The following is a 24834-nucleotide window of genomic DNA, read 5'->3' as shown; positions in this document are numbered from 1 at the left end:
AAACTTCCCAAGGCGATACGGTCGTCACTCTCTGTCGGCCCAATTTCCAGCTACGACCCGCCTGATCTCCCGAGCGACTAAAAGTATCAGCTGGGATATCGCGGCGCAAGGCAACCCTCGACAGCTGCGCCGACTCCCGACCAGCCTTGGGTTTGCACATGATCGAGTCGGTTGGTCTGCGCGGCGACCAGCTCCACGGGGCGGGTGTCTGGCCGCCGGGGTCGTATTGGCCAACCTCGAAGCCTAACCCCCGCATCGACAGTACAATTTGACTGCTCCGCAGCGCAGAACGGTCAATCTGTACTGCGCATTTCTCGTGGCGAAGGCGGCGGAGAAAGCTTAACAAAAAGCAAGATATTCCTGTGTTTCCGGCGTCCGCCATCCGCGGGTTCCGGGCAGCCACCCGGGCATGAGTCCGCCCCGAGCGCCGCAGTTCGCAACGGCGCTGCGGCAGGATGCTGCGCGCAAGGCCTGCGGCGCGGAGAATAGGATGCAGGGGAAATTACGATGACGTCGATCCGCAACCGCAAGCATGGCAATTCGGTTCGGGCGGCTGGCGCCGTCAAACGGTTTGGTCTCGTCAGCACGACTGCGCTGGTCCCCGTGATGACCGCCCTTGCAAGCGCGGCCATGCTGCTGACCCCCACCGCCGCCCATGCGCAGAATGGCGGCGACGGCGGGAATAATCCCGGGTCCGGCGGGATTAGAAGTCTGCTCGGCCCCGGCTCCAACGGCATCGGCACGCCGCTTTCCGGCGGCGGCGGCGGCGCCGGCGCGACCGGTGGAACCGGCGGCGGCGGCGGCGGCTCAGGCGGGGCCTCGGCGGGGACAAACGGAAATGGTGGCGTTGCCGCCGGAAGCGGAGGCGGAGGCGGCGCACACGGCACCCTGTCCGCAACCCTGCCCGCCATCGCTACGATCGGCGGAAGCGGCGGCGCGGGCGCTCCAGCGGCGAGCGGCGTGAACCGAGGCGGCGGCGGGGGCGGCGCGGGCGGTTTCGGCGCAGTTGTAACAGGCGGTGGGAACCTTGGCATCCTGACCGTCAATCTATCGGGTGGCACGGGCGGTGCGGGCGGCGGCGGCGCCAACGGTAGCTACGGCGGGGATGGCGGGAGCGGCGGCAATGGATTGGTGCTGACCGGAAATGGAACGACAGTGTCAATCGACAGCGCCGTAACCGGAGGGAACGGGGGCAGCGGCGGGTCGGTCGGCACGGCGGGCGGCGGGACCGCAGGTCGCGGGGGCACCGGCGGGGTCGGCCTGCAAATCCTTGGCGTTAATTCCGTGGTCACGATCGGCGCGTCCGGTTCGGTCGTGGGCGGCAACGGCGGCGCGGCCCTTGGCGGCGCGGGGCAGGGGGGTGGCGACGCGGGGATTACCGGCGGAAATCTCAGTCTTATTGTCGGCGGACTGGTGCGTGGCGGAACCGGCATTTTCGGCCGCGCGGACGCCGTCACGTTCACCGGCGGCACGAACGTGCTGGAGGTCCTTGCCGGTGCCACCTTCATCGGCAACGTCAGCGCCAATTCGGGCGCGGATACGCTGCGGCTCGGCGGCGCGGGGAACGGCACCTTCGATGTCTCGAACATCGGATCGGGCCGGCAGTTCCGCAATTTCGGCGTGTTCGAAAAGAACGGGACGAGTGTCTGGACGCTGACCGGCACCAGCACGGCGGCCACGCCCTGGGCGATCAACGGCGGCACGCTCAGCATCGCCACCGACGGCAGCCTGGGCGCCGCGGGTTCGATGAGATTCAACGGCGGCGCGCTGGCGACAACCGCCTCGTTCGGCACGACGCGGAACGTCACCCTGAATGCCGGAGGGGGGACGTTCGCCCCCGCGGCGGGGACGACCCTCACCTGGTCGGGCAACATTGCGGGCTCGGGCGCGCTGACGAAGGCGGATACCGGCACGCTGACCTTGTCGGGGAATAGCAGCTACGCGGGGCTGACGACGATCAGCGCAGGCACACTGGTCGCGGCGAGCAACAATGCGCTGGGGAGCAGCGCGGGCGGCACTTTGGTGCAGGACGGCGCGACGCTGATCATAAACGGCGGCGTCACCAATGCCGAGGCGATCACGATCAACGGCACCGGCGTCGGCGGGCTGGGGGCGTTGCGGGTTGGTGCCACCGGTTCTGCGGCGGTGGGGTCGGTTGCGCTCGGGTCCGACGCCACCATCAATCTCGGCTCCTCGGATTCGCAGCTGCAGTATGGGTCCTTTTTGGGTGGGGGCCATGCCCTGACAGCGATCGGCGATGGTACCCTTCTCGGCCCGATCTCGAACATCTCCTCCTTCACCGCCGACGGACCGCGAGTGCGACTTTATCAAGCGAATGTCGCTGCTCCGGTATTTGTGAAAAGCGGGTTTCTGTACGTCGGCATCGGCTCTGTCACGGATCAGACGCGCATCAACCTGGCGGCCGGAACGACACTGTTTGCCTTGGGGGGGGACGATCGGTTCGGTCAACGGCCCGGGGGCATTGGACCAGTTTCAGTACACGACCCTGACGGTCGGCGGCGACGATACGTCGTTTGCAGTCAATAGCTTCGATGGGGGCCAGGGTTCGTCGCTGCGAAAGATCGGTGCCGGTACATTCACCGTTGCCGGGGCATTCGAAACGGTCGGCAGCATCGGCGTGTACGGCGGCACCCTGCAGATCGGTGATGGGGTCACGGCGGGCCAGCCGTTTTTGTTGCATCCCATCGGCGGAAGCGGCGACACCAACGGCATCATCGTCAACGGTACGCTGGCGTTCAACCGGCCGGACAATATTGGAATCGACGCATCCTCCCAGCCCATCACCGGCACCGGCAACCTGGTCCAGCGCGGGACCGGCACGCTGACGCTGTCGGGCGAAAACACCTATTCCGGCCTGACGACGGTCGAGCGCGGCACCCTGGTCGCGGCGAGCAACGGCGCGCTGGGCAGCAGCGCGGGCGGTACGGTGGTGCAGGACGGCGCGACGCTGGCGATCAATTCCGGGGTGTTCAGTTCCGAGGCAATCACGATCAACGGCACGGGCGTCGGCGGGCTGGGTGCGCTGCGCGCGCTGGTCACCGGGTCAACTCAACCGTTCACCAGCGGGGTCGGCAGCATCACGCTGGGATCGGATGCCACCATCGGGTTCGGCAGCCCAAACAGCAACGCCCCGCGACTAAATTTCTCGTCGCTGGACGGCGCCGGGCATGCGCTGACGACCGTGGGTCAGGGTGGGCTGTCCGGTCCCATGAGCAACCTTTCGGCGCTTAACGTCAACGGCACGTTTCTCAGCCTTTACGGCGCCAATGTCGCCGCGCCGATCTTCGTCAACTCGGGGGTTCTGAATCTTTGGGAGGGGAATGCGGTCGGCGATACCACCCGCGTAAACCTGGCATCGGGAACAACCCTAAATGTCGTCTCGACCGAGACGATCGGTTCGGTCAATGGTCCTGGGTCGGTCTCTATAAGTGCGGTCGGTCAAAGCCTGACCCTTGGCGGAGACAACAGTTCCTTCGCAGTGACCGATTTTACATCGACCGATAACACGACATTGCGGAAGATCGGTTCCGGCACGTTCAAGGTTACGGGGAACTACTACCAGTCCAGCTCGCTCGAACTCCTCGCCGGGACGCTCCAGATCGGCGACGGCGGAAGCGGCGGTTTCTTGGTCGTCCGCAATCCTGACAGCGGTGGCAGCAACCTCATCAATGGAACGCTGGCGTTCAACCGGTCCGACAACATCACGCTGAGCAATGCCAATTCCGCGGCGTTCACCGGCACCGGCAACCTGATCCAGCGCGGCACGGGCACGCTGACGCTGTCGGGCGCGAACACCTATGCCGGCCTCACGACGGTCGAGCGTGGCACCCTGGTCGCGGCGAGCAACGGCGCGCTGGGCAGCAGCGCGGGCGGCACTTTGGTGCAGGACGGTGCGACGCTGGTGGTGAACGGCGGCGTTTTCAATTCGGAGGCGATCACGATCAACGGCTCCGGCGTGGGCGGACTGGGTGCCTTGCGCTTTGCCGGAACGAACATAGGCGTGGGCACCATCACCCTGGGCTCCGATGCGCGCATAGGATTCGATGTCCGCGGCGACATAAACCTGGCTGGGGTGGTCGGCAACGGTCACGACCTGACGATCGGCTCTGCAAGCGTCCTGAATCTTGGGGGTGGGCAGATGACCGGCCTCGGATCATTGACCTACGAAGCCGGCGCGCACGCGCTAATCAATGCCACAGTCGATGGGCCGGTGTTTCTGCAAAGCGGAGTCACTCTCCAAACGAGTGGCTTAGGCGGAGTAACCTTCGGCCGCGTGAATGTCGCCGCCGGATCGCAACTGGGTGCCGTGGCTGCAACGAATGCTGGCTCGATCGACGGATTGGGCCACGTCAACGTAACCGGTCCGCTAACTGTTGGGCGCGACAACAGCTCGACCACGATCGGCAGCATTACGGTCAACGATTACACGACCCTGACCAAGGTTGGGACCGGAACCCTGACGGTGGCCGGCTCCTACCAGGCGACCAATAGCAACACCGTGATTGAGGCGGGCACGCTGCAAATTGGCGACGGCGGCGCTACCGGGACGATCCTCTTCGGCGATCCCAGTATTGGACCAGCCCCGATCATCGTCAACGGTACGCTCGCCTTCAATCGATCGGACGATATCTCGTTGGGGGGATATGTCGCGCCCATCAGCGGCACCGGCAACCTGATCCAGCGCGGCACCGGCACGCTGACGCTGATGGGTAGCAATACCTATTCGGGCGGCACGATCGTCGAGGCCGGCACGTTGTCGACGGGCGGCGGTGCGGCGCTGGGCAGCGGGGCGGTCACCGTGCTGGACGGCGCCACGTTGCGGCTGACCGGTGCGACGTTCGCCAACCCGATGATCCTGAACGGCGCGGGTGCGGGCGGCAACGGGGCGTTGCAACTCGTCCCCGCCGGGTTCGGCACGTATCAGCTCGGCGCGATCAGCCTGGGCTCAGACGCGACGATCGGTTTCGGCACGAGCGACCCGACCTTGCAGACCGCCACGCTGAACGGCGGCGGGCACGCCCTGACCGTCACCGGTTTCGGCGGGTTACAGGGCTTTGCCACCAACCTGTCGGCGCTGAACGTCAACGGGTCGCAACTGCGGCTGTTCAATACGAACATCGACGCGCCGATCTTCGTCAACAGCGGCACGCTGCTCACCAACGGCAACGGCATCGGCGATTTCTCTCGGGTCAACCTATCCGCCGGCACTACCCTGACCGTGGGGAACGACGAAACCATCGGATCGGTGGACGGCCCCGGCCGGATTCTGTTGAGCGGCAACAGGACGCTGACTGTTGGCGGGGACAACAGCTCGTCCGCCATCATGACGTTCGACAGCAACGAGAACTCAACGCTGCGGAAGACCGGCACCGGCACCTTCACGATCCTGGGGGGCTACGATCAGATGGGCGGCCTTCAAATCGACCAAGGGACGCTGCAGATCGGCAATGGCGGTGCAATCGGTCCGATTTTCTTAGGCTTGTCTGGTCAAAATGTCGTCAACGGTACGCTCGCCATCAACCGGTCAGATACGATTACGATGGGCACCGACAACCCCGCCTTCACCGGCAGCGGGACGATCGCGCAGAGTGGCAGCGGCACGCTGGCGCTTGGCGGGAACTCCGTCGGCTTCACCGGCACTGTCTCGGTCGAGGCTGGTACGCTATCGCTGGGTGGCACGTTTGGCGATCAGGCAGGCAACAGCGCGCGGTTGGTGGTCAGCGACGGCGGCACCCTCGCCGGGACCGGCACGTTCCTGGGCAATGCAACGATCGCGACCGGCGGCACGCTGCGCCCGGGCAACAGCCCTGGAACGATTACCTTCTCGTCGCTGACTCTCGATGCCGGCTCGCATTCGGTGTTCGAACTCAGCCAGGCCGGCGTTGTGGGCGGCGCGCGCAACGACCTTGTGCGCGTGACCGGCAATCTCGCGCTGAATGGCGGTAACATTACGATCGCGCGCGGTGCAGGTTTCTCGACCGGCCAATATACCCTGTTCCAGTACGGCTCGCTGACCGGCACGCTCCGCAACCTGACGCTCGATCCGCTCGGCGGCGGCTTCGGCGGCAACCTAGCGCTCGGGACAGGCGCGGTGCTGCTCAATGTCGCCGGTGCAGCAGATCAGGTATACTGGAACGGCAACACCACCAATCCGGCCGGATCGATTGTGGGTGGCAGCGGCACCTGGAACCTGCTGGACGGAAACTTCAGCAATGCAAGTGGCACGGTCAGCGGCGCGTGGGCGGGCAACAACGCGCTGGCGATCTTCGGCGGCGCCGCGGGCGGAACGGTGACGATCGCCCCCGATACTTTTCTCTCGCCTTCAGGCCTGAATTTCCGGACCGATGGGTATGTCATAGCCGGAGCCAACCTGGGTTCGGGCCTGCTATTGAACGGAGCAACCGGGATCGACACGGCAACTGGTGTCGGGGCGACGATCTCGGCGCCGATCAGCGGCAGCGGATCGGTGACCAAAACAGGTGCCGGCACCCTCACCCTCGCGGGCACCAACAGCTACAGCGGAAGCACGACGATACTCGGCGGAACGCTGGTCAATACCGGTACGGTCGCCGGAGACGTGGCGAATTACGCCACGCTCATTTCAAGCGGCACCGTGCAGGGCGGCCTCACCAACAATTCGGGTGCCATCGCCAATCTGTCGGGCACGCTGACTGGGACCGTCAGCAATGCCGGGACGATTACCGCCATCGGCAACCTCGCGAGCAACGGCACCTTCGACAATACGACAACGGGGCTCGCCGCAGTGAATGCCGGCGCGACATGGTCGGGCCTCCGTCAGGTCACCAATGCGGGGACAGCAGACAACGCCTTCGCAATCAACGGCACGCTGTCGGTCGCCGGGCAGTTCTTCAATACAGCCGGTGCCCGACTGGCGATCGGGACCGGAGGATCGTTGCTCACCGCGCCGACGGCAGGCAGTGCCGGCCTTCTTAATGAGACAGGGGCGCTAGTGGTCAATGCCGGCACGATCAACAGCAGCATCGACAATAGTGGCTTCTTCACCTCTACCGGCACCTTGACGGGCCAACTTGTCAACAACCAGGGTGCGAATGCGACGCTGTCGGGTGCGGTCGGCGTCATTCGCAACGTCGGCGCGCTGACGGTCAACGGCAATTTGGTCGGCACCGGGACGATCGACAACAGGGGGACCGGCACGCTCACCGTCAATGCCGGGGCGACGTGGACCGGTACCACCGCGATCAGCAACAACAGCAAAGCCGCCAACGGCTTCATCGTCAACGGCACGCTTGGCACTACGGGTTCGTTTACCAACGCAGCGGGTGCCAGCCTGACCATCGCGACGGCCGGTACGCTGAATGTCGGTGGGAGCATCAATAATGCCGCCACCGCGAGGATCACCAACGCAGGCAACATCGCCGGTCCAGTCTCCAACAATGGCAGCCTGATCTCGACGGGCGCAATCAACGGCGGCCTGACCAATGCCGCGGGCGCGACAAGCGCCCTGCAAGGTTCACTTGGCGGGTCAGTCAACAACAGCGGAACGGTAACGCTGACGGGTGCGACTGCCGGGATCACGACCGTTACCCAGACGTCCACGGGCGCGTTCGACCTTGCCGGGTTCGACACAACGATCGGCGGCTTGGCCGGCAGCGGTTCGGTCACGCTGGGCACCGGGACATTGACGCTCGGCAGCGACGGGCGTTCCACCAGCTTCGACGGCTCGATCAGCGGCGCTGGCGGTCTCCTCAAGAATGGCGCCGGCACCCTGACATTGAGCGGCGTCAACACCTTCACTGGGGAAACGCGGATCGACGCGGGTGGTCTGACGCTTGCCGCTGGCGGCGTGATCGCAGGCCCGGTGCGTAACGGCGCCGCTCTCGTAAATGCTGGCACCGTATCCGGGCTGGTGGTCAGCACCGGCGATTTCCTGTCTTCGGGCATTGTGCAAGGTGGCCTGACCCAGTCCGGGGGTACCGCGCGCGTCTCAGGCACTCTGAACGGCACGATCAACAGTGCGGGCACGCTGACGGTCGATGGTATTCTGACAAGCAATGGTCCGGCACAGACAAGCGGTGCAGGTCTGACGCAAATTCTGGGCGGCGCACGCTGGAGCGGTCTTACCGCCTTCACCAACGCCAGCACCAATGCGACAGGTCTCCGCATCGCCGGTGCGCTAGATGTGAGCGGGATCGTCACGACCCAAGCCGGTGCCACGACAGTTATCGCCGACGGTTCGTCCACATTGACCGCGTCCGCGATCGCGACCTTTGGGGCGCTGACCAGCGCAGGCACGGTGAACGGCGATGTGACCAATGCCGGTACCATCACCAACACCGGGACGTGGAACGGGAACCTGTCGCAAGGCACCGGCAACACGACCAACGCGGCGCAGTGGAACGGGGCTTTCCGCATCGATGCCGGCGGGACAGTCACCAATACGGGAAACTGGACCAACGCGACTGGCTTCCGCTCGATGGTCGGTGCCGGGTTGTTCGAGAATTTTGGCACACTCAGCGGCGGCGTAACCGCGTCGGGAACGACTGCCCTCCTTGCCAACCGCACCGGTGGGACGATCACGCTCGCAAGTGGCAGCGTGCTCGCCGCCGACACCGGCGGGACCATCACCAATGCCGGTAGCATCGTCGGCGACGTGCAAGTCCTTGCAGGCGGCAATGTCAGCAATCTGGCGGGCGGTACCTGGCGCGGCAGCGCGACCGTGACGACGGGCGGTCGCTTCACCAACGCAGGCACGGTAAACGGCGATGTGACCAATACCGGTACGATCACCAACACCGGGATCTGGAACGGGAACTTATCGCAAGGCACCGGCAATACGACCAATGCGGCGCAGTGGAACGGGGCTTTCCGCATCGATGTTGGCGGGACCATCACCAATGCCGGTAGCATCGTCGGCGACATGGAAGTCCTTGCAGGCGGCAACGTCAGCAATCTGGCGGGCGGTACCTGGCGCGGCAGCGCGACCGTGACGACGGGCGGTCGCTTCGCCAGCGCAGGCACGGTGAACGGCGATGCGACCAATGCCGGCACGATCACCAACACCGGGACATGGAACGGGAACCTGTCGCAAGGCACTGGCAACACGACCAACGCGGCGCAGTGGAACGGGGTTTTCCGCATCGATGCTGGCGGAACCGTCACCAATACGGGAAACTGGACCAACGCCACCGGCTTCCGCTCTGTGGTCGGTGCCGGGTTGTTCGAGAATTTTGGCACACTCAGCGGCGGGGGGGTGACCGCGTCGGGAACGACTGCCGTCCTTGCCAACCGCACCGGTGGGACGATCTCGCTGGCAAACGGGGTAGTGCTCGCCGCCGACACCGGCGGGACCATCACCAATGCCGGTAGCATCGTCGGAGACGTGCAAGTCCTTGCAGGCGGCATCGTCAACAATGTGGCGGGCGGTACCTGGCGCGGCAGCGCGACCGTGACGACGGGCGGTCGCTTCACCAACGCAGGCTCGATCACCGGCGCGATCGGAAATAGCGGCATTCTCGCCTCGAGCGGGACGATTGTCGGCAACCTGACGAACTATACGGGCGGAACTGCAACGCTTCAGGGTTCGCTGCGCGGATCGGTGACTAACGGGGGTTCGATCACGCTCACAGGCCTTACCACCGAAATTACGGCCCTTGCGCAAAGCGCCAGCGGCAGCTTCGATCTGGCCGGGTTCAATACGACGCTGGGCGCACTAGAGGGAAGTGGCACGATTTTGCTACGGGCTGGCACCCTGACCGTCGATACTTCCACTGCGGATACTATATTCGGCGGCGTGATCGGCGGCAGCGGCGGTTTGATCAAGACTGGTGACCGCACGCTGACCTTGTCGGGAGCGAATGGCTTTACCGGCCCAACCGTCATCAACGGCGGAACCCTGGTCGTCGCGCAAGGGGCATCGTTGTCCGGCCCGGTCACTAACAACACGACGTTCGTAAACGGTGGCAGCATCACCGGTCCGGTGACCAACAACGGCAATGCGGTTTCCATCGGCACGCTGGACGGTGGTCTGTCCAATGGGGCGGGCGCGGTCGCGCAGCTTGCCAACACGGTGCGCGGGACGATCGGCAATGCCGGTGCCATAACGCTGATCGGAGATCTGACCGGCGGTCCGGCCATGACGCAGGTAACGAGCGGATCGCTCGATCTCGCCGGATTCAACGCGACGATCGGCAGCCTGGCCGGTAACGGTTCGGTCGCACTTGGTTCAGGCACGCTGGCGCTTGGCGGCGACGGGAGTTCGACCAGCTTCGGGGGCGTGATCAGCGGAACCGGCGCACTGGTCAAGAACGGCGCAGGGACCTTGACCCTGAGCGGCCCGAACAGCTTCATCGGGCAAACGTGGATCACCGCGGGCGGAGTGACCCTCGCGTCGGGCGGTGTTCTCGTGAGCCAGGTCAACAACACCGCAACCTTCACCAATGGTGGGACAGTCAGCGCGCCGGTCGCGAATGGCAGCACGTTCGTATCGACCGGCATCATCAACGGCGGCCTGTATAATTATGCCGACGGCACCGTGCGGCTGGCAGGCCAGATGAACGGGGATATTACGAACGCAGGTAGTGTCACGCTGACCGGCGCGACCAGCGGCATCGGTAACGTCACCCAGTTCGCTACGGGGTCGATTGATCTGGCAGGGGTTTCCACGACCTTCGGTAGCCTCGCGGGGAACGGCGTCATCAAGCTCGGCTCGGCCGAACTCACGGTCGGCAGCAACGCTGTCGACACGCGCTTCGATGGTGCGATCACCGGCAGCGGCAGCCTGGTAAAGACCGGTAGCGGCCTTCTGCTTCTCGGCGGCGTGAACAGCTTTGCCGGGAGAACCACGGTGGGTGCTGGCTCGCTGATGTTGGCAAGTGGCGGTGCGTTGGCGGGATCGGTGACTAATCTGGCGACGTTCAGCAATGCGGGCACGGTGTCAGGTCCCGTCACCAACGGCGGGAGGCTCGGATCGACCGGCGCGTTGAATGGCGGACTGACCAACCTCGCGAACAGCAGCGCGCTGCTCTCAGGCTCGGTGACCGGCCCCTTCAGCAACGCCGGTATACTGCTTGTCGCGAGCGGTACGACGCTTAGTGCGGCACCGCTTGCCAACACGGGCCAGGTGCAGAACGCGGGTCGCTGGACCGGCGACATTACAAGCAGCGCCGGGGCGCTGTTCGACAACACGGCCACGGGGACGATCGTCGGTGCGCTTGACAACCGTGGAACGCTGCTATCGGCCGGGACGATCAACGGGCGCCTCGTTAACAGCGGCGGCGCACGCCTGGCCGGTACGATTATTGGACCGATCCTCAACACTGGCGAAATCCTGACCAGCGGCACGCTCGGCGTCACGGGGGACGTGACCAACACCGGCCTGTTCACCGTCGGTACGGGCACGTTCACGACGAGCGGGGCGTTTAACAATGCGGGCGCGCTGGTGGTGAACGCGGACGCCACGCTGTCGCTCGGGTCCGGCACGCTCCGCAACAGCGGCAGCGCCGCGCTCATCGATGTCGCAGGGACCCTCCGCGGCCGGATCGACCTGGCGAGCGGCGGTCTTATCGGGCGCTCGGGTTCGCTGCTGGCAGGCGATGTGACGATCGCCTCGGGAGCGAGCTTCATGAGCGGCGGTACCGTGACGGGCACCGCCACGATCAATGGCACTCTCATGCCGGGCAATTCGCCCGGCACGCTCACGATCAACGGCGCGCTGGCGCTCGGAGGCAGCTCGACCACCATATTCGAGATGACGAACGGCACCAGCGACCGGATCGTGGTGAACGGCACCGCCAGCATCGCAAGCGGCGCCACACTGATCGTTACGGGCGTGCGCAAGGCTACGCCCGGGCAGACCTACTCCCTGCTCTCGACCACAGGCGGCATCACCGGCAGCTTTACGACGATCGCCAAGGACAGCCGTGTTTTTGGTTTTATCCGGCAGAGTGCGAACTCGATCGATCTGCTTGGTACGCTGACCTTGCCGACCGGAGCGAATGCGCGGGGAACCGCTATCGTCAACTATCTGAACGACCGGCTAGTTGCCGGGACCGTCACCGATCCCGGTTTGGCGCTGACCTCTTCGCTGGCGCAGCTCGACGGGACACCGATTGCCCCGCTCGTCGCGCGGATCAGTCCGGAGCCTTATGCCTCGGCGGGCAGCATGGCGCTGGAAACCGGCCTCGCTCTCGCCAAGACCGTGCGCGCAACGCCGCTTGTGATGCGGGATCGCGACAGGGCCGGCTTGTTCGTCTTCCTTCAGGGCTTTGCGACCGGACGGGACGTCGCGGCTCGTCCCTCGGGCGTCGCCGCCGCCAATCAGGCTGGCGAAGGCTATTTCGGCGGGGTCGGTTATGGCACAGCGACCTTGGGGCTTTCGGCCTTTGTCGGCCGCTCGACCGTACGGCAGGATATCGCCGAACTTGGTGCGCAGACTCGCAGCCGCGGGACATTCTTCGGGGCGAGATTGCATGCGGCAACCGGCGGCGTGCGCTTCAACGCTTCGGCCATCCTCGATCGATCGGATTCCGACACCGGGCGATCGCCGATCACTGGTGCTACGCAAGGACGCTACACGCTCCGCGGCGAGACCTTTGATGCGGAAATCGCCTACGATCTGCCGCTCGGCAATGGGCGCTTTGCCATCCGGCCTTCGGCGGGCGTTACCCATACGCGCGCGACGCGCGGTGGCATCGCAGAAACCGGCGGCGGTGCTGCGGCGTTGACCGTAGCGGCGCAGAGCTACCAGGCGACGTGGATCAACGGCGAGATTGCGCTCAGCGCGAGCGGCACGAGCAAGGTCCAACCATGGATCGGGCTCGGCGTGCGGTATATGGCAAATGGCGACCCGATCCTCGCGACGGGTACGCTCGCCGGGTTCGGCGGCCAGTTTACCGTTGAAGGCGCGCGGGCCCCGCGGACGATCGGCCATGCCTCGGGTGGGGTTTCGTTCGCGCTGGCGCGAGGGCTTTCGGCTTATCTCGCGGGTGAGGTGGATGTTACTCGCACCGGCGGCGCCCGACAGATCCAGGGCGGTATCCGCTTTGCCTTCTGAACCGTGACCGACCGTCGCCCCGTTGGATCGCAGCGCCTACGGGGCGATCAGCCGGAATCACCCTGCTCAGTGCTGCGTGCGGGACGGCTACTCTCAAACGGCTCGAAAACTGTGCGATGAGCCGGGGGCGTTCGCCGTGGAGGCGGTCGCCATATCGGTCGGAACGGCAGGAGGACGGTCCGTTCCGCGGTGTAGTGCCGGAGCCGCCAGGTGGACCGGCCATTTGCGACGACCGCGCGCTAAAATCCCGGATTGTGCAGCCAGGCGTTGATCGCGGACTCGCGCCACCCGGCGCAGCGCTCGCTAATTCGGAGGTTCTTCGGAAACGTGCCGTTCTGCATCTTGCGGTAAAGAGTGGAACGGCTGAGTCCGGTTCGCGCCAGAACCGTCTTGATCCGCAGGATGCGATCGGGGGGATCAGTCTGCATTGGTATCACCTTGCTCAAGCTGCAATGTCCTGGCGCCTGACCTGCTCCCCGTTTTCAGGCCGCTGATAAGTTAGCTTCGGTGTCCATATGCCCTTGGCGGGGGCGGTTCGTAAACTCGGCGGGTGCCAACCCGCCAAGGCTACTGTGCGGACGAACGGTGTTGTAGTCCGTCCGCCATGCCTCGATGATCCGTCTCGCCGCAGCCAGCGTAGGGAACAGGTGCTCGTTCAGGCACTCGTCGCGCAAGCGACCATTGAATGATTCCACAAAGCCATTCTGCTGCGGTTTGCCCGGGGCGATGTAATGCCATTCGACCCCGGTGTCCTGGCACCAGGCGAGGACGGCGTGACTGGTCAGCTCGGTTCCGTTGTCGCTGACCACCATGCACGGCAGCCCGCGACGTTCGGCGATGGCGCTCAACTCCCGAACGACCCGCCGACCTGACAGCGAGGTGTCGACGATACACCCCAGGCACTCACGGCTGTAATCGTCGATCACGTTGAGCATGCGGAACCGCCGGCCGCAGGCCAACGAGTCCGATACGAAGTCGAGCGACCAGCGCTGGTTGGGTTCCTGCGGGATCGCCATGGGCGCCCGCGTACCCAACGCTCGCTTCCGACCGCCACGCTTGCGCACCGTCAGCCGCTCCTCGCGATACAGCCGGTACACCTTCTTCAGGTTCATGCCTTTGCCCTCACGCTTGAGCAGGATCGCCAGCCGCCGATAGCCGAACCGCCGACGCTCGTTGGCGATCTCACGCATCCGCACGCGGACAGCATCGTCCTGCCCGCGAAGCGGCTCATATTGCCATGCCGACCGGTTGACCCCGATCAGCCTGCAGGCGCGACGCTCAGAGAAGCCGTGGTCGGCCATCAACTTCTCCACCGCAGCGTAGCGCTCCGCAGACCGAGTCAGTTTTTTCCCAGCAAATCCTTCAACGCCGACACGTCCAGCATCGACTCTGCCAACAGCTTCTTCAGCCGGCGGTTTTCGTCCTCGAGCGCTCGCAACCGCGCCGCGTCGGACACCGTCAGCCCGCCGTACTTCGACTTCCAGTTGTAAAAGGTCGCGTCGCTGATCCCGTGCTTGCGGCACAGGTCGGCCGTTTTCACGCCAGCTTCATGCTCGCGCAGCACGCCTATGATCTGATCCTCGGTAAATCGGCCTCGCCGCATCACTCGTCTCCATCTGACGAGCTAACTTACCAATGGCATGAATTCTGGGGAGCACGTCACCCGGACTCTACCTCTGACTGGTAACAATCAGGGGCGCACGTCAATGCGAATAATTTGCGGCAGAATCGACAAATATTTTTCGCTCTAATCACAAAACTCTTGCCTCTGTTTTTGTAGAAATGCCTGCGTTTTTGGTGGTTCCGCCCCTTTGTCGGGTGTTATCCGTAGCTCGGCAGACAATTGACCGCTTACGCTCTCGAAATTGGCTGCAAGCAGATCAGAGGCCGCTCGGATATCCCGCACGTCGTGACGGAGGCGAAGCGCCTTCCTCGGCGTGAGTGACTCCGCGCCTTCGAAATCTGCAATATCACTCCACTTTTCCCTGAGGGTTTCGCGAATGCGATCGACGTTGCTGAAGCCGTCGTAAAAATGCGCGTAGCTCACACGCTTTTCGACCGATAAAAGCTCGATGCCGCTTCCACTCGCGGCCCGCCAATTGGCTGCATGAAAAATCTGTCCGGGCGGTCGTCCGAACGCGCGGGCTTGCACTACCGGATGATCGGAAGAAGCAGACGTGGTCCACCGCTCGATTTCGGCAAGCCGATTGTCGAGGCGCGGCTTCAGATCGACGGAGTCTTTAAGCACTGCGAGATTGTAAGAGAGTTCTTGATCCAGCGCCTCGCTCAGTTCGGCGGCTTCACTCCGATGATGCAGACTCTCGACGATCTGCTCACCAGCGAGAGCGATCAGCACGCCAATCACGATGATGCCCACCTCGCTCAGAAGTTCTCGCTGGCTGTGCACCGCTTTGGGCCGATGAATATCCAACGAACGCCTCCCCTGCCCCCGCGCCACGATGCGACCGCTGCCCCGGATTACCCGATCGCTTTATCGGTCAATCGAACGAGCAAGAGGTTGGCGTCCAAGCGGGCGGGTGACAAAGTACAAAGCGGCCGGCGGATCTGGGGCGCTCGGACGCGGACACAGCGGCCGCACACCAACCTGTCACTCGCAAGGTCCGGGCTCCGTCGCTGGTTCTGCCTGCGCTGCGGCCTCATAGGCGCCGACGTTAAATCAATGGCTTCCTTCGCTGGGACATCGCACCCGCACCTTCTCTTCGCCATACGGCCGCACTAGCGTCGGTTTGCTTATGACAAGCCCCTCGCGAGCCAGCGTGATCCCAGGCCCCCGGTAGCCGTATGGTAGCCATCCGGTGCGGGCCGCAGAACGGGTCTTTCTACGGAAGCCGTCATGATCATCGAGCGTCACCCGTGCCGCTTGGGTGAATTCCTGCCCGTTGCGGTGCGACGAGAATAAGCAGGACGATCGCCGCTGCAAGGGCCGCCGTGGCCAAAGGTCGGCTGAGGTCGAGTCCGCCCTTCGCGACCGGCTTTTCGAGAAAATCGCCAACTGTCGCGCCAAGAGGGCGAGTAAGGATGAATGCGGCCCAGAAAAGCAAGACCCGGGAGAGCGTGGTGAACCAGTAAAGGATCGTTAGAAAAGCGAGGGCTGCACCGAAAACCAAAGCCGCGCCAGAGTAGCCGAGTGAGCCGTCCGCAATCCAATCGCCAAGCGCTGTGCCCAAGGTCTGGGAGAACGTGATCGTGATCCAGTAGAAGGTCTCCGCACGCGCCGTTTCGATCTGATTCACATCCACGGTGCCGAGAGCGCGATGCCAACAAAACAAGGAAATCAGCACCAGTGTGAAGAGAAAGAGTGAGCCTCCGGGATAGCCCAGGCCGATGGAGCGCGTGGCAAAGTCGGCGAGCGTGGTCCCGGCGGTCGTCGAGGCGATGATTGTCGCCCAGTACAGCCATGAATTGAAGCGCCGCGCGCGAATTTGCAGCCACACCAGTCCGAAGAGCAGCAGGCCAAATATGGCCGTGCCGACAAGATACCCATTGATGCCGCTGGCTCCGGCGTTTGGGGTGGTTTCCCCTAGCCAGCTCATGCTTACCGCGTCACCGCCCGTTTCACCCAACGTCGTCGCCAAGATCTTGATCACCCAAAACGTGAGCGTCACGGCCGGAACCTTGCTGACAGCATCGTCGACGCGATCCCTCATGTAATCTGCGCCTGCTTCAGCCATTCAACGGGAATGACAGGTCGAGTAAATGGTTGCAATTGGGCGCTTGCTGCCACGCTTCTGATGGCGGTTTTTGGAGATGCCGAAGTTCGACAACCGGATATCAGGCCTGCGGCACGCGCCAGATCCAACGCAGCAGGCCAGACAACTTGCTGACGGGGCAATCGGCGATCCTGGCTCGCACCTCAGCGAGCCACCCCTGCGGATCGACGTCGTTGAGCAGCGCGGTCTGTGTCAAGGTGTAGGGCACCGACGCGCTGGCCGCCACGATCCGACGCGCAGAACAAACATGCCTTCCGCCCCGGCGGCACTCAGCGAAGAGCGCGTTCGGCCGCGTTGTTGGTGAGGCAGGTATGAAGCTCAGTCATAAGGCGCTCGCATGATCGAACAGGTTTGCCCGTCACGCCGATACGCCTGTATCGACGCGCACGCAGGCACGACGCACAGAACCTGATCAGCCCAGTCTGGTCGCGGAATCACCTCGACGGGCGGTGGCAGGCAGCGTCGATCCCGCGATGGCGGTCGTTGCGAAGACGACGCATTGCGCGAGCAGAATCAGCACCGCAGGAGCGACCTCGCCAAGCGAAGCGCCCATCTGGTTCAGCGGCACGAAGATGTGGGTGGCCGGCGTCGCAGGAATTGTCCAGGCGACAGCGCGCACCCAGCCTGGCATTGCCGCAAGCGGCCAGGCGAACCCGGTCACGAAGACAATCGGGATCGAGGTCGGCAACAGCAGTTTCAACGCAGCATCGCCACTGCGCACGTGGCAACCGATGGTGATCGCCAGACCTGACACCGTTGCGGCGAAGAGCGGGACGGTGAACAGCAGTGCAGGAATATTGCCGCCGTGCGGAATGTCCTGCAGCCAGAAGACCAGGCCGAAGTAAAGCAATCCGGCGAGCGTGCCGATTGTCGTTGCCGCTGCCCAAACGCCAATCAGGGGGCGGATTCCGCCTACCCAGCGATTTAAGCGTCGTCGCTCTGCCACCAAACGTGCAACGGCGAATAGCAACGTCTGTTGGAGGATGACATTGGCGATGGCCGGAAAGACATAATCGCGATACCCTTGGGTGGTGTTGAACAAGGGGTGAGCGGCAATGGCGGCGGGCCGGATTTTTCTCTCGTCAGCACTGGTCGCGAAATGAAGATCGACGGTCGCCGCGACGGCCTCTGCGACGCTCTTTCCCACAGCCTCGGCGCGCAGGAGATACGCACCGTTCAACCACAAGGCGATGCCGGCACCTGGACGCGCAGGCGCTGACAGCGTCCCGAACCCACGCGGAATGATCAGCACGCCCTCCACGTCACGGGTCCGCATCAGCCGCCGTGCGGCGGAGAGATCCGACGGTCTGGCAACGACCGTTACCGCATCTGCCGCGTGGAGCAGGTTGAGTGTGGCCCGTGATGCAGCGGAGTGGTCCAGATCGACCACCGCGATCGGTAAGCGCTCGACAACCTGCGTTGAATAGGGGGCAGGATAATAGAAAGCGTAGAACAGGACCGAGAGGATCGCCACCGCTGCCAGATCCCGCTTACGCAGTATTTCCAGCAGCGTCATTTCGAAGGCTGTACGGATCGTCATGCGGCGGCCCGGCGAGGACGTCGGTTCAGCAGGGCAACAGCGCCTCCACCGGCAAGCAGGGTGATGAGCAGAAGCACAGACGCCTGGCGCAGCCACACGCTGAACAGGACCTCGGTGGTTTGATCGAATTCGAGCGCCACGAAATGCGTGAGCGGCAGCGCGGCGCTCCAGAGCCGAACCAGCAGCATACCGCCATTCAAGGGAAGCGACGCGCCCGAATATGCCAGCGCGGATCCCGCATAAATGACGGTGGCGGACAGGCAGGTTGAAACCTCGCCCAGCGCGGAGACGAGCAAGGTAGAAATCGCGGCGGTTGCGGCGAAAAAGAAGGCGCCACCGATTATGACCAGCCCCAGGCTTCCGCCGAACCGATAGCCTTGGCCGAGGGTGAGCCAGCCAAACCACAGGGCGAGCCAGATGGTGCCGATCACGATATGTGGCAATAGGCGCCCGATCAGGACCGGGGCTGGTGCGCGAACGCGCCGCGCCCAGGGGATCAGCGATCCCTGCTCGAGTTCCTTGCCGAGCGATCCAATCGAAGTGACGCCGACCAGCAGATGCAGAAAGGCTGGTCCAATCAGCAAGCCCAGGTACCATTCCAAACTGGCGCCAGGATTGCCGAAAATCGTCACCTCCACACCTGGCAGCGGCGCCCGGACGAACGCCGCCCCCGGGAGGCCCGCCAGTCGCGGCGCCACGGCGGCAAGTTCAGCCGCTATCACCGCCTGAAGGCGCAGAGATGCCGTGGCGCCGGTCGACAGAAACGCTGTCTGATAGAAGATTTCGACGCGGGGTTGCGAGCTTGCGACCCTCGCTGCAGCGATGCCAGCGGGCAAGACGACGACCGCGATCGCCTTTTCTTGCCGCACCTGGGCGAAGGCGTCGGCGAGATTCGAACCGACGGCAACGACCCGTACCGCGTCGACGGCATCGATCGCGTGGATGATCTGTCGCGAAACCGGGGTTCCGTCTTGGTCCACGACAACCACTCCAAGGCCGTGCGGATTCCCGCTCGAGAGCATACCACCGATCAGCGAGAGGCAAATCGCTGGCATCAGCAGCAGCAAGGCGAGATCCAGGCGATCACGAACCAGGCGGGCGATCTCCTGCTCAAAGGCCTGCCGGAATGTCGTCATCGCGGCCAGTCGAACAAGACGCTCATGCCTGGCCGCAATCCCGGCGCAGGGTCAGAGGGGCGCAGCTTCACGGAGAACGCACGGACATCATATCCGGTCGACTGGCGCGTCGCCCGCACCGTAGCAAATTCGGCCTCGGGCGCGACATGCGACACGCGGAACCTGACATCGCGTCCCAAGGCAGGAACGTGACCGACCAGTACGCTGCCGATCTGCAGCCCGGCGTATTGGTTTTCCCGCACGGTGATCTCGACCCAGGGATGCGCTATATCGATAACCTGGAACGCCGGCAGAACGGGGCTGACAATCTCGCCCGGCCGTAAAAGCCGGCGCGCGACCTCACCCGCGATCGGCGATGTAAGGCGCGTCTCGCTGGTGAGTGCTTGCGCTGTTGACAGTCCAGCCTGCGCAATCCGGACTTGTGCCGCCGCGGCCTGTTTTTCCTCCGCCCGGCTCCCAGCCAGCGCCTTTTGATATTGAAGCCGGGCGGCCTCCGCCGATCGACGGCTGCTGTCACGCGCGGCATGGGCCTCATCGCGGCGCTGCGCCGCAATCACCCCTTCCGCGAACAACCGGTCGGCCCGTGCGCTGGAGACCGCACCGAGATCCGCCGCGGCCTGGGCCGACTGCCAGACCGCTCGGAGCGACTCCACATCCTCACGACGTGCGCCGGATTGCGCGATGGCGGACAGCGCCTGAGCGGTATCCAGCGCGCCTTGTGCTTGACGCTCTGCATTGCCGATTTCCGGGCTGGACAAGGTGGCGAGGATCTGTCCAGCCGCAACCCGCGCGCCCTCGTCGACGAGCAGACGATCGACTCGGGCGAGCGCTTTGGTGGCGACATTCACACTGTCGGCCTCTACGGTTCCCTGGATCTGCTCGGGTCCGGGGCGGCTCGCCAGCCACAAACCCAATGCGACGATTAGGGCCACAACGACGAGGCCTGCATAGAGAAGCGTGCGGGCCCGGGCGCCTGGCTCGGCGGCGGGGCGCACCTCATCGTTCTGGGTCACTGGCCGCTCCCATAGGTCACATGCTGATCTGCGCGCGCGACGTAGGATCCGAATTCGTCGAGCCGACTGCTCGCCGTCAGCAATCCCGCGAGCGCGAGAACATATTCATAGGCGACGGCGACGCGCTGCGCCTCAGCCGAATCAAGAGCTGATTGCGCGGCGATCAGTTCGGTGAGCGTGCCTTCTCCTTCGCGGAACGCTACATTTTGAACGCGCAGATTCTCGCGCGCGGCGAGCAGACTGCTGTCGAGCAGTACGAATGAGCGCCGTGCTGCTTCGACCAGATTATAGGCCCGGACCGTAGCGCTCGAGGCCATGCGGCGGGCTTCTGCTGAAAGGTCCGCCGCTGCCGCCGCCTGTGCGCGGGCGGCATCAGCGGTGCGCCTGCGGTCGATATTGGAAAGCAGCGTGTAACGCACCCCAACACCGACAACCCAATCCGGCTCCGTCGGCAAGGCAGCGTTGCGGTTGAAGTTATACTCGCCGATCGCATAGGCCTGCGGCAACCGCCGCGAGCGGGCCAGCATCACCCCCGCATCGGCAATCTGGCGACCGGCATCCGCATTGCGCGCCTCGGGCACTTTCCCCTCGTTCCCGAGAAAGGAGCCTACGGGCGGCAACGGCGTGGTCTGGACGAACAGGGCCGTCGTCGGAACCACGCCAGCGTCGCTCTCGAGCAGACGGCCCAGATCATCGCGCGCGGAGGCGTAGGACAATTCGGCGCGTTGATAGGCGCGATCGGCGGTATCGCGAGCAACCTGCGCCTCCAGCGTCCGGACATGCGGTACCACGCCTGCGGTCTCGAGCTTCTTTGTGTCCGAAAGGATTCGGTCAAGCGCGTCCCGGCTGCGGCGTGCGGCATCGAACAGGCCAGCCGCGGCCTGCTGCCCGAAATAGGCGCGAATGAAATTGATCCGCGCCACATCGATCGCCTGCGCCCGGCGACCTTCGGCCAAGGCCACGCCGCCTGCCGCCGCCCGTTGGATCGCCGGGATGGCGCCTCCTGTGTAGATCGGCAAGGCGGCCTGAACGGTGGGACGAAACACATCGTCGCGGAATCGATAGCTCAGCTGATCGGGAATCGCGTCGAACAGACCGGGCAGCGCCTGCGAAAGCCGCCCGGAGATCTCTCCAGCAATCTCCTGGAAATTGGGCGGAACACTGGACGGCAGGCCCGCCACCACGTTCTGTGCGTTCGACAGCGCGTCGCCCTTGACGCTATGCAGATCAACAGACAGCGTCTTCTGATAAGCGATATATTGCGCGCTAGCCGTGACAATCGGGCGATGGAGGGTTTTGACCGAATCTTCCATCGCGCGCGCCGCATCCACACTGTGATTTGCCGCACGCATGGTGTGAGATGAGCGCTCGAACTGAGCACTGGCAGCGTCGAACGACATGGCGGTCTGAGCGTGGGCGACATGTGGCGCGACTGAGGCGACCGCAATCCATGCAGGGACCAGTCTGATGTTTTGGCGAAGAAGAAGTCGCCATGCCGTCAGCCGTTCTCCCCGCGTAGAGCATCGGCATCGGTCGACCTCGCCTGAAAGCTTCTCCTGCGATGAGGGCTGCTTGGCCAGCCTGACCTCGAGACGCGGCGACCCATTCGGCCGCACCGGTAGGCGAGAGTCCGCATGAACCATTTTTGTGCCGATCACTGGGTTGCGGACTTGTGGTTGAGGCACACTTTCTCTCTGCTCCCAAGCCGATAGGGCCGATCAATCTCAACAGCGCAACCATTACGGTAGCGTTACGCATGCCAAACGTAGCCGCCGTTCTGCGGTTCCCTCTGATCCTTCCATCTGCCTGCGCGAGTGTCGACGTGGTTTCGTCCGCGGTCCGACGCGACGGCTTCGGTCAGAACGCTGTTGAAGCACTGCGAACGGCCCCTTGATCCCCCGCGACAGCACTCTCAGTCGCACTGTGCGAAAGGAAAACAGGGAGGATAGCATCTAGGGAATATGCCCCCGCGACTTGCTACGGGCCGCGGATTGGGTAGCTTGGTGGAGTCTTCAAGGGGGACACGATGCCGTACCGACACGCTCATCGTTGGCTGGTTTTATTGTTCCCGCTCATCGCGATAGCTTTCTGGCCCGGCTACTGGGGAAACTTCCGTCGCGCGCCCTTCGCACTCCATGCACATGGTTTAACCGCAACGGCTTGGTTGATCCTGCTAACTCTGCAAAGTTGGTCAATCCATGCGCGACGCGTTAAATGGCACCGGAGGATCGGTCTCGCCACCTTCATCGTGATGCCGCTTTTCGCCGCTGCAGGGCCGTTGGCATTGCAGGGGATGGCCAATCTGTGGCGAACGAAGGCCGATCCATTCCACGCGACATTCGGAGCGCAGCTCGTGGTCGCGGACATGATCGCCGGCCCGACCGTCTTGTTCCTGGTAGCCTATGCTTTGGCTAACAGACGCAACCCGGAACGACATGCCGCCGGCATGCTTGCGACGGCGTTGCTTGTGCTTCCGCCTGTGATCGGTCGCCTGTTCCCTGCTCTTCCGGGTTTCCCGCATGGCGGCTGGGCCGGATACGCCGGCTTTCGACTTGCGCTGCAGCTTGCCGAAGGCCTGACTTTGCTGATCGCGCTCTATCTAGCTCGTCGCGCTACGGCCGCGAGAATAAGCTTCGGTATCGCGGCGTTGGCGACTGCCGCACAGATGATCGGGTTCGAGACGATCGGTCGCTCCCTGATATGGGAATGGTGGGTGAACGTGCTGACACGAATCCCTCCGGCACCGATGGCACTCCTCGCGGGAGGCGGCTGCGCACTTCTGTTATGGTGGGCGTGGTACCAGAATCCTCGCAGTAAACGCCGCGCGAACCCGAATTCCGCCGATCACATCCAATCGAAAAGGATATGGCAGCATTCCGGATTATAGCTGTCAACGATCCCACCAACCGCCGGACATCTCCATTCACCGAAACCAGTGATTCGCGAGTTGCTCTAGGAAGAGGACGAGGCGCGTCTGGAGTTCAATCTGCATGCTCCCCTGGGACGGATTCCGGCATCGGTTTGAGGCCAGAACCGGGACCGAATTTTGAGTGGACCACGAAGGGACCACGGTTTCCCGCTTTATAAAAGTCCACGCGTTTTACAATAGTTTAGGAACGATGTGTGAGTCCTGTAAGCGCACCATTTCAAGATTTTGATCTCGCCACAGTTTACCGCCGGTAGCCACGTCGCGGGGGCGCCAAGCCAGTAATTCTGGGATCGCGCTGGTATAGCAGACCACTTGGGTGCCCAGCCGGTCAATCGGATGCCGCGAACGGGGGCGATGGCTCGGCTGACACCGCGGAATATTGCGGTGTCTTGGCACCGATGTGCAACAGCGCGCGATATTCCAGCAGCATCGCTTCGGAGTCCGGAAAAAGAGCGTGCCGGTTGCTCGGATGCTCGGTCGCTGTTCCGTCCGCACCGATAAAGCGACTGCCCCATCGGTCGGCAAGCGCCAGAACCTCCTCCACCTGGAACAAGCCGTCGTTCAGCACCACCGACGGAAAGGGCAACCGATAGGTCGGACCAGTGCGCACGATTGCGGCGATCGAAGCCTGCTCAAAACCGATGTTGAGCGGCGAATCGAGCAGCGCACCGCTGACCGCCCGAAGGTAAGAGCGCGGTGAGAGCTGCGCCCACCAGGTGACCGCCAGACACGCGACGCCGCGTGCCAGTAGGACCACCGGCGCGTCGCGGCGGGCGAAGGCCGCGTCGAGCTGCAGCGCCCAGCGGCCATTGTGGAATTTCGACAGATCGAGTTCGACCCTTTCCACATCCACGGCGAGCGGCTGATCGCCCTTGACCATCACCACGATTGGCTGCGGCTTTTCAAACGGTGCGTCGGAACCAAGGTCCATCACGGCTCTCCCATCGTGCCGCGCTACGGTGCGCTTTTCGCTGCGACTCGCGCGACAGACCCAGAGGCTATTCCTAGTGCAGTGGTCGGCAATGCGGTTGCGCCAAAGTGCATCCGGCTCGCGCCAGCCCGTTCTATCACTTGCGGTGCGGCGGACTGTCGTCGGGTGGGCAGAGAAAAATGGCCCGGCAAGGATCCCGCCGGGCCGAAGTTTACGCTCGGGAGCTAACCTAGCGTGTGCGCTGATCCACCCTAATGGAAAATCCTTACTGCGCGTTGCCGAGCGGTAGTGATGTGTTGCTCGTCACGCTCGCCTCGTTCGAGAGAAGATCGGCGGTATTGACGGCCGGATCGACGCCGTTCGCATCGAAACCGCCTTCCTCCGTCGCCGCGACATAGCTGTTCGTCGTGTTGCTGCCCGCATCGTTCGTTTTGGTGCAAGCCGCGGTAGCCAGCAACGCGGCGGCCAGGACCGGCACCGCCAAAGCAATCGTCTTCATG

13 protein-coding genes and 1 pseudogene are annotated in these 24834 nt (G+C 63.9%); 3 read left to right on the top strand and 11 right to left on the bottom strand.

What is annotated here, in order from left to right:
* Window positions 1-507: 507 nt before the first annotated feature.
* The gene (locus tag AB5I39_RS10195; protein ID WP_404366094.1) at window positions 508-2547 is read left to right on the top strand and encodes a hypothetical protein; all 2040 of its coding nucleotides are present in this window, start codon (window positions 508-510) and stop codon (window positions 2545-2547) included.
* Entirely contained in the window at window positions 2483-13054 is a 10572-nt protein-coding gene (locus AB5I39_RS10190) for an autotransporter-associated beta strand repeat-containing protein (RefSeq protein ID WP_404366091.1), read from the top strand. The genes AB5I39_RS10195 and AB5I39_RS10190 overlap by 65 nt, the downstream gene beginning before the upstream one ends.
* A gap of 239 nt (window positions 13055-13293) precedes the next feature.
* Here AB5I39_RS10190 and AB5I39_RS10185 read toward each other — a convergent pair whose 3' ends face one another.
* The 9 genes and pseudogenes from AB5I39_RS10185 to AB5I39_RS10145 form a co-directional block, all read right to left on the bottom strand.
* A complete protein-coding gene (locus tag AB5I39_RS10185; protein ID WP_404366089.1) occupies window positions 13294-13482 on the bottom strand; it encodes a helix-turn-helix transcriptional regulator in 189 nt (62 codons plus the stop codon).
* A gap of 54 nt (window positions 13483-13536) precedes the next feature.
* A protein-coding gene (locus AB5I39_RS10180) for an IS3 family transposase (RefSeq protein WP_404365850.1) occupies window positions 13537-14657 on the bottom strand; the annotation gives its coding sequence in 2 pieces (ribosomal slippage) (window positions 13537-14408 and window positions 14408-14657; 1122 coding nt in all).
* A gap of 144 nt (window positions 14658-14801) precedes the next feature.
* The gene (locus AB5I39_RS10175) at window positions 14802-15485 is read right to left on the bottom strand and encodes a hypothetical protein (RefSeq protein WP_404366087.1); all 684 of its coding nucleotides are present in this window, start codon (window positions 15483-15485) and stop codon (window positions 14802-14804) included.
* Between the two features lie 427 nt (window positions 15486-15912).
* Entirely contained in the window at window positions 15913-16722 is an 810-nt protein-coding gene (locus tag AB5I39_RS10170) for a hypothetical protein (protein ID WP_404374106.1), read from the bottom strand.
* A 124-nt stretch (window positions 16723-16846) separates the two neighbouring features.
* Window positions 16847-17096 (bottom strand): annotated as a pseudogene (locus AB5I39_RS10165) (transposase); the annotation flags it as partial.
* A 101-nt stretch (window positions 17097-17197) separates the two neighbouring features.
* Window positions 17198-18325: an ABC transporter permease gene (locus tag AB5I39_RS10160; RefSeq protein ID WP_404366084.1), complete on the bottom strand. Its 1128-nt coding sequence runs from the start codon at window positions 18323-18325 to the stop codon at window positions 17198-17200.
* Window positions 18322-19461 carry an ABC transporter permease gene (locus tag AB5I39_RS10155; RefSeq protein ID WP_404366081.1) on the bottom strand — a complete coding sequence of 380 codons (1140 nt, stop codon included), beginning with the start codon at window positions 19459-19461 and terminating at the stop codon, window positions 18322-18324. Before AB5I39_RS10155 ends, AB5I39_RS10160 begins: the two co-directional genes overlap by 4 nt.
* Complete coding sequence (locus AB5I39_RS10150; protein ID WP_404366078.1) at window positions 19458-20474, bottom strand: HlyD family secretion protein; 1017 nt, start codon at window positions 20472-20474, stop codon at window positions 19458-19460. The genes AB5I39_RS10155 and AB5I39_RS10150 overlap by 4 nt, the downstream gene beginning before the upstream one ends.
* A complete protein-coding gene (locus tag AB5I39_RS10145) occupies window positions 20471-22132 on the bottom strand; it encodes a TolC family protein (protein WP_404366075.1) in 1662 nt (553 codons plus the stop codon). Before AB5I39_RS10145 ends, AB5I39_RS10150 begins: the two co-directional genes overlap by 4 nt.
* Window positions 22133-22500: 368 nt before the next feature.
* On the opposite strand from AB5I39_RS10145, the gene AB5I39_RS10140 reads away from it, so the two are divergent.
* On the top strand, window positions 22501-23361 hold the full coding sequence (locus tag AB5I39_RS10140; protein ID WP_404366073.1) for a hypothetical protein: 861 nt from the start codon (window positions 22501-22503) through the stop codon (window positions 23359-23361).
* A 370-nt stretch (window positions 23362-23731) separates the two neighbouring features.
* Here the strand turns inward: AB5I39_RS10140 and AB5I39_RS10135 are convergent, their stop codons facing one another.
* Both AB5I39_RS10135 and AB5I39_RS10130 read right to left on the bottom strand, forming a co-directional pair.
* The gene (locus AB5I39_RS10135) at window positions 23732-24334 is read right to left on the bottom strand and encodes an alpha/beta hydrolase (protein ID WP_404366070.1); all 603 of its coding nucleotides are present in this window, start codon (window positions 24332-24334) and stop codon (window positions 23732-23734) included.
* Window positions 24335-24599: 265 nt separating this feature from the next.
* Window positions 24600-24833: a hypothetical protein gene (locus AB5I39_RS10130; protein WP_404366067.1), complete on the bottom strand. Its 234-nt coding sequence runs from the start codon at window positions 24831-24833 to the stop codon at window positions 24600-24602.
* Between the last annotated feature and the right edge of the window lies 1 nt (window position 24834).

The sequence above is a fragment of the Sphingomonas sp. MMS24-J45 genome, from assembly GCF_044881195.1.
In the GTDB taxonomy this organism is placed as follows: Bacteria; Pseudomonadota; Alphaproteobacteria; order Sphingomonadales; family Sphingomonadaceae; genus Sphingomonas.
Note: the sequence above shows the minus strand (reverse complement) of the source record. Positions and strands in the feature narration are given on the sequence as shown.

Coding starts and splice junctions, on each gene's coding strand:
- AB5I39_RS10195 (WP_404366094.1), top strand. CDS start 508: ATGACGTCGATCCGCAACCGCAAGCATGGCAATTCGGTTCGGGCGGCT.
- AB5I39_RS10185 (WP_404366089.1), bottom strand. CDS start 13,482: ATGCAGACTGATCCCCCCGATCGCATCCTGCGGATCAAGACGGTTCTG.
- AB5I39_RS10170 (WP_404374106.1), bottom strand. CDS start 16,722: ATGAGGGATCGCGTCGACGATGCTGTCAGCAAGGTTCCGGCCGTGACG.
- AB5I39_RS10160 (WP_404366084.1), bottom strand. CDS start 18,325: ATGACGATCCGTACAGCCTTCGAAATGACGCTGCTGGAAATACTGCGT.
- AB5I39_RS10155 (WP_404366081.1), bottom strand. CDS start 19,461: ATGACGACATTCCGGCAGGCCTTTGAGCAGGAGATCGCCCGCCTGGTT.
- AB5I39_RS10140 (WP_404366073.1), top strand. CDS start 22,501: ATGCCGTACCGACACGCTCATCGTTGGCTGGTTTTATTGTTCCCGCTC.
- AB5I39_RS10135 (WP_404366070.1), bottom strand. CDS start 24,334: ATGGACCTTGGTTCCGACGCACCGTTTGAAAAGCCGCAGCCAATCGTG.
- AB5I39_RS10130 (WP_404366067.1), bottom strand. CDS start 24,833: ATGAAGACGATTGCTTTGGCGGTGCCGGTCCTGGCCGCCGCGTTGCTG.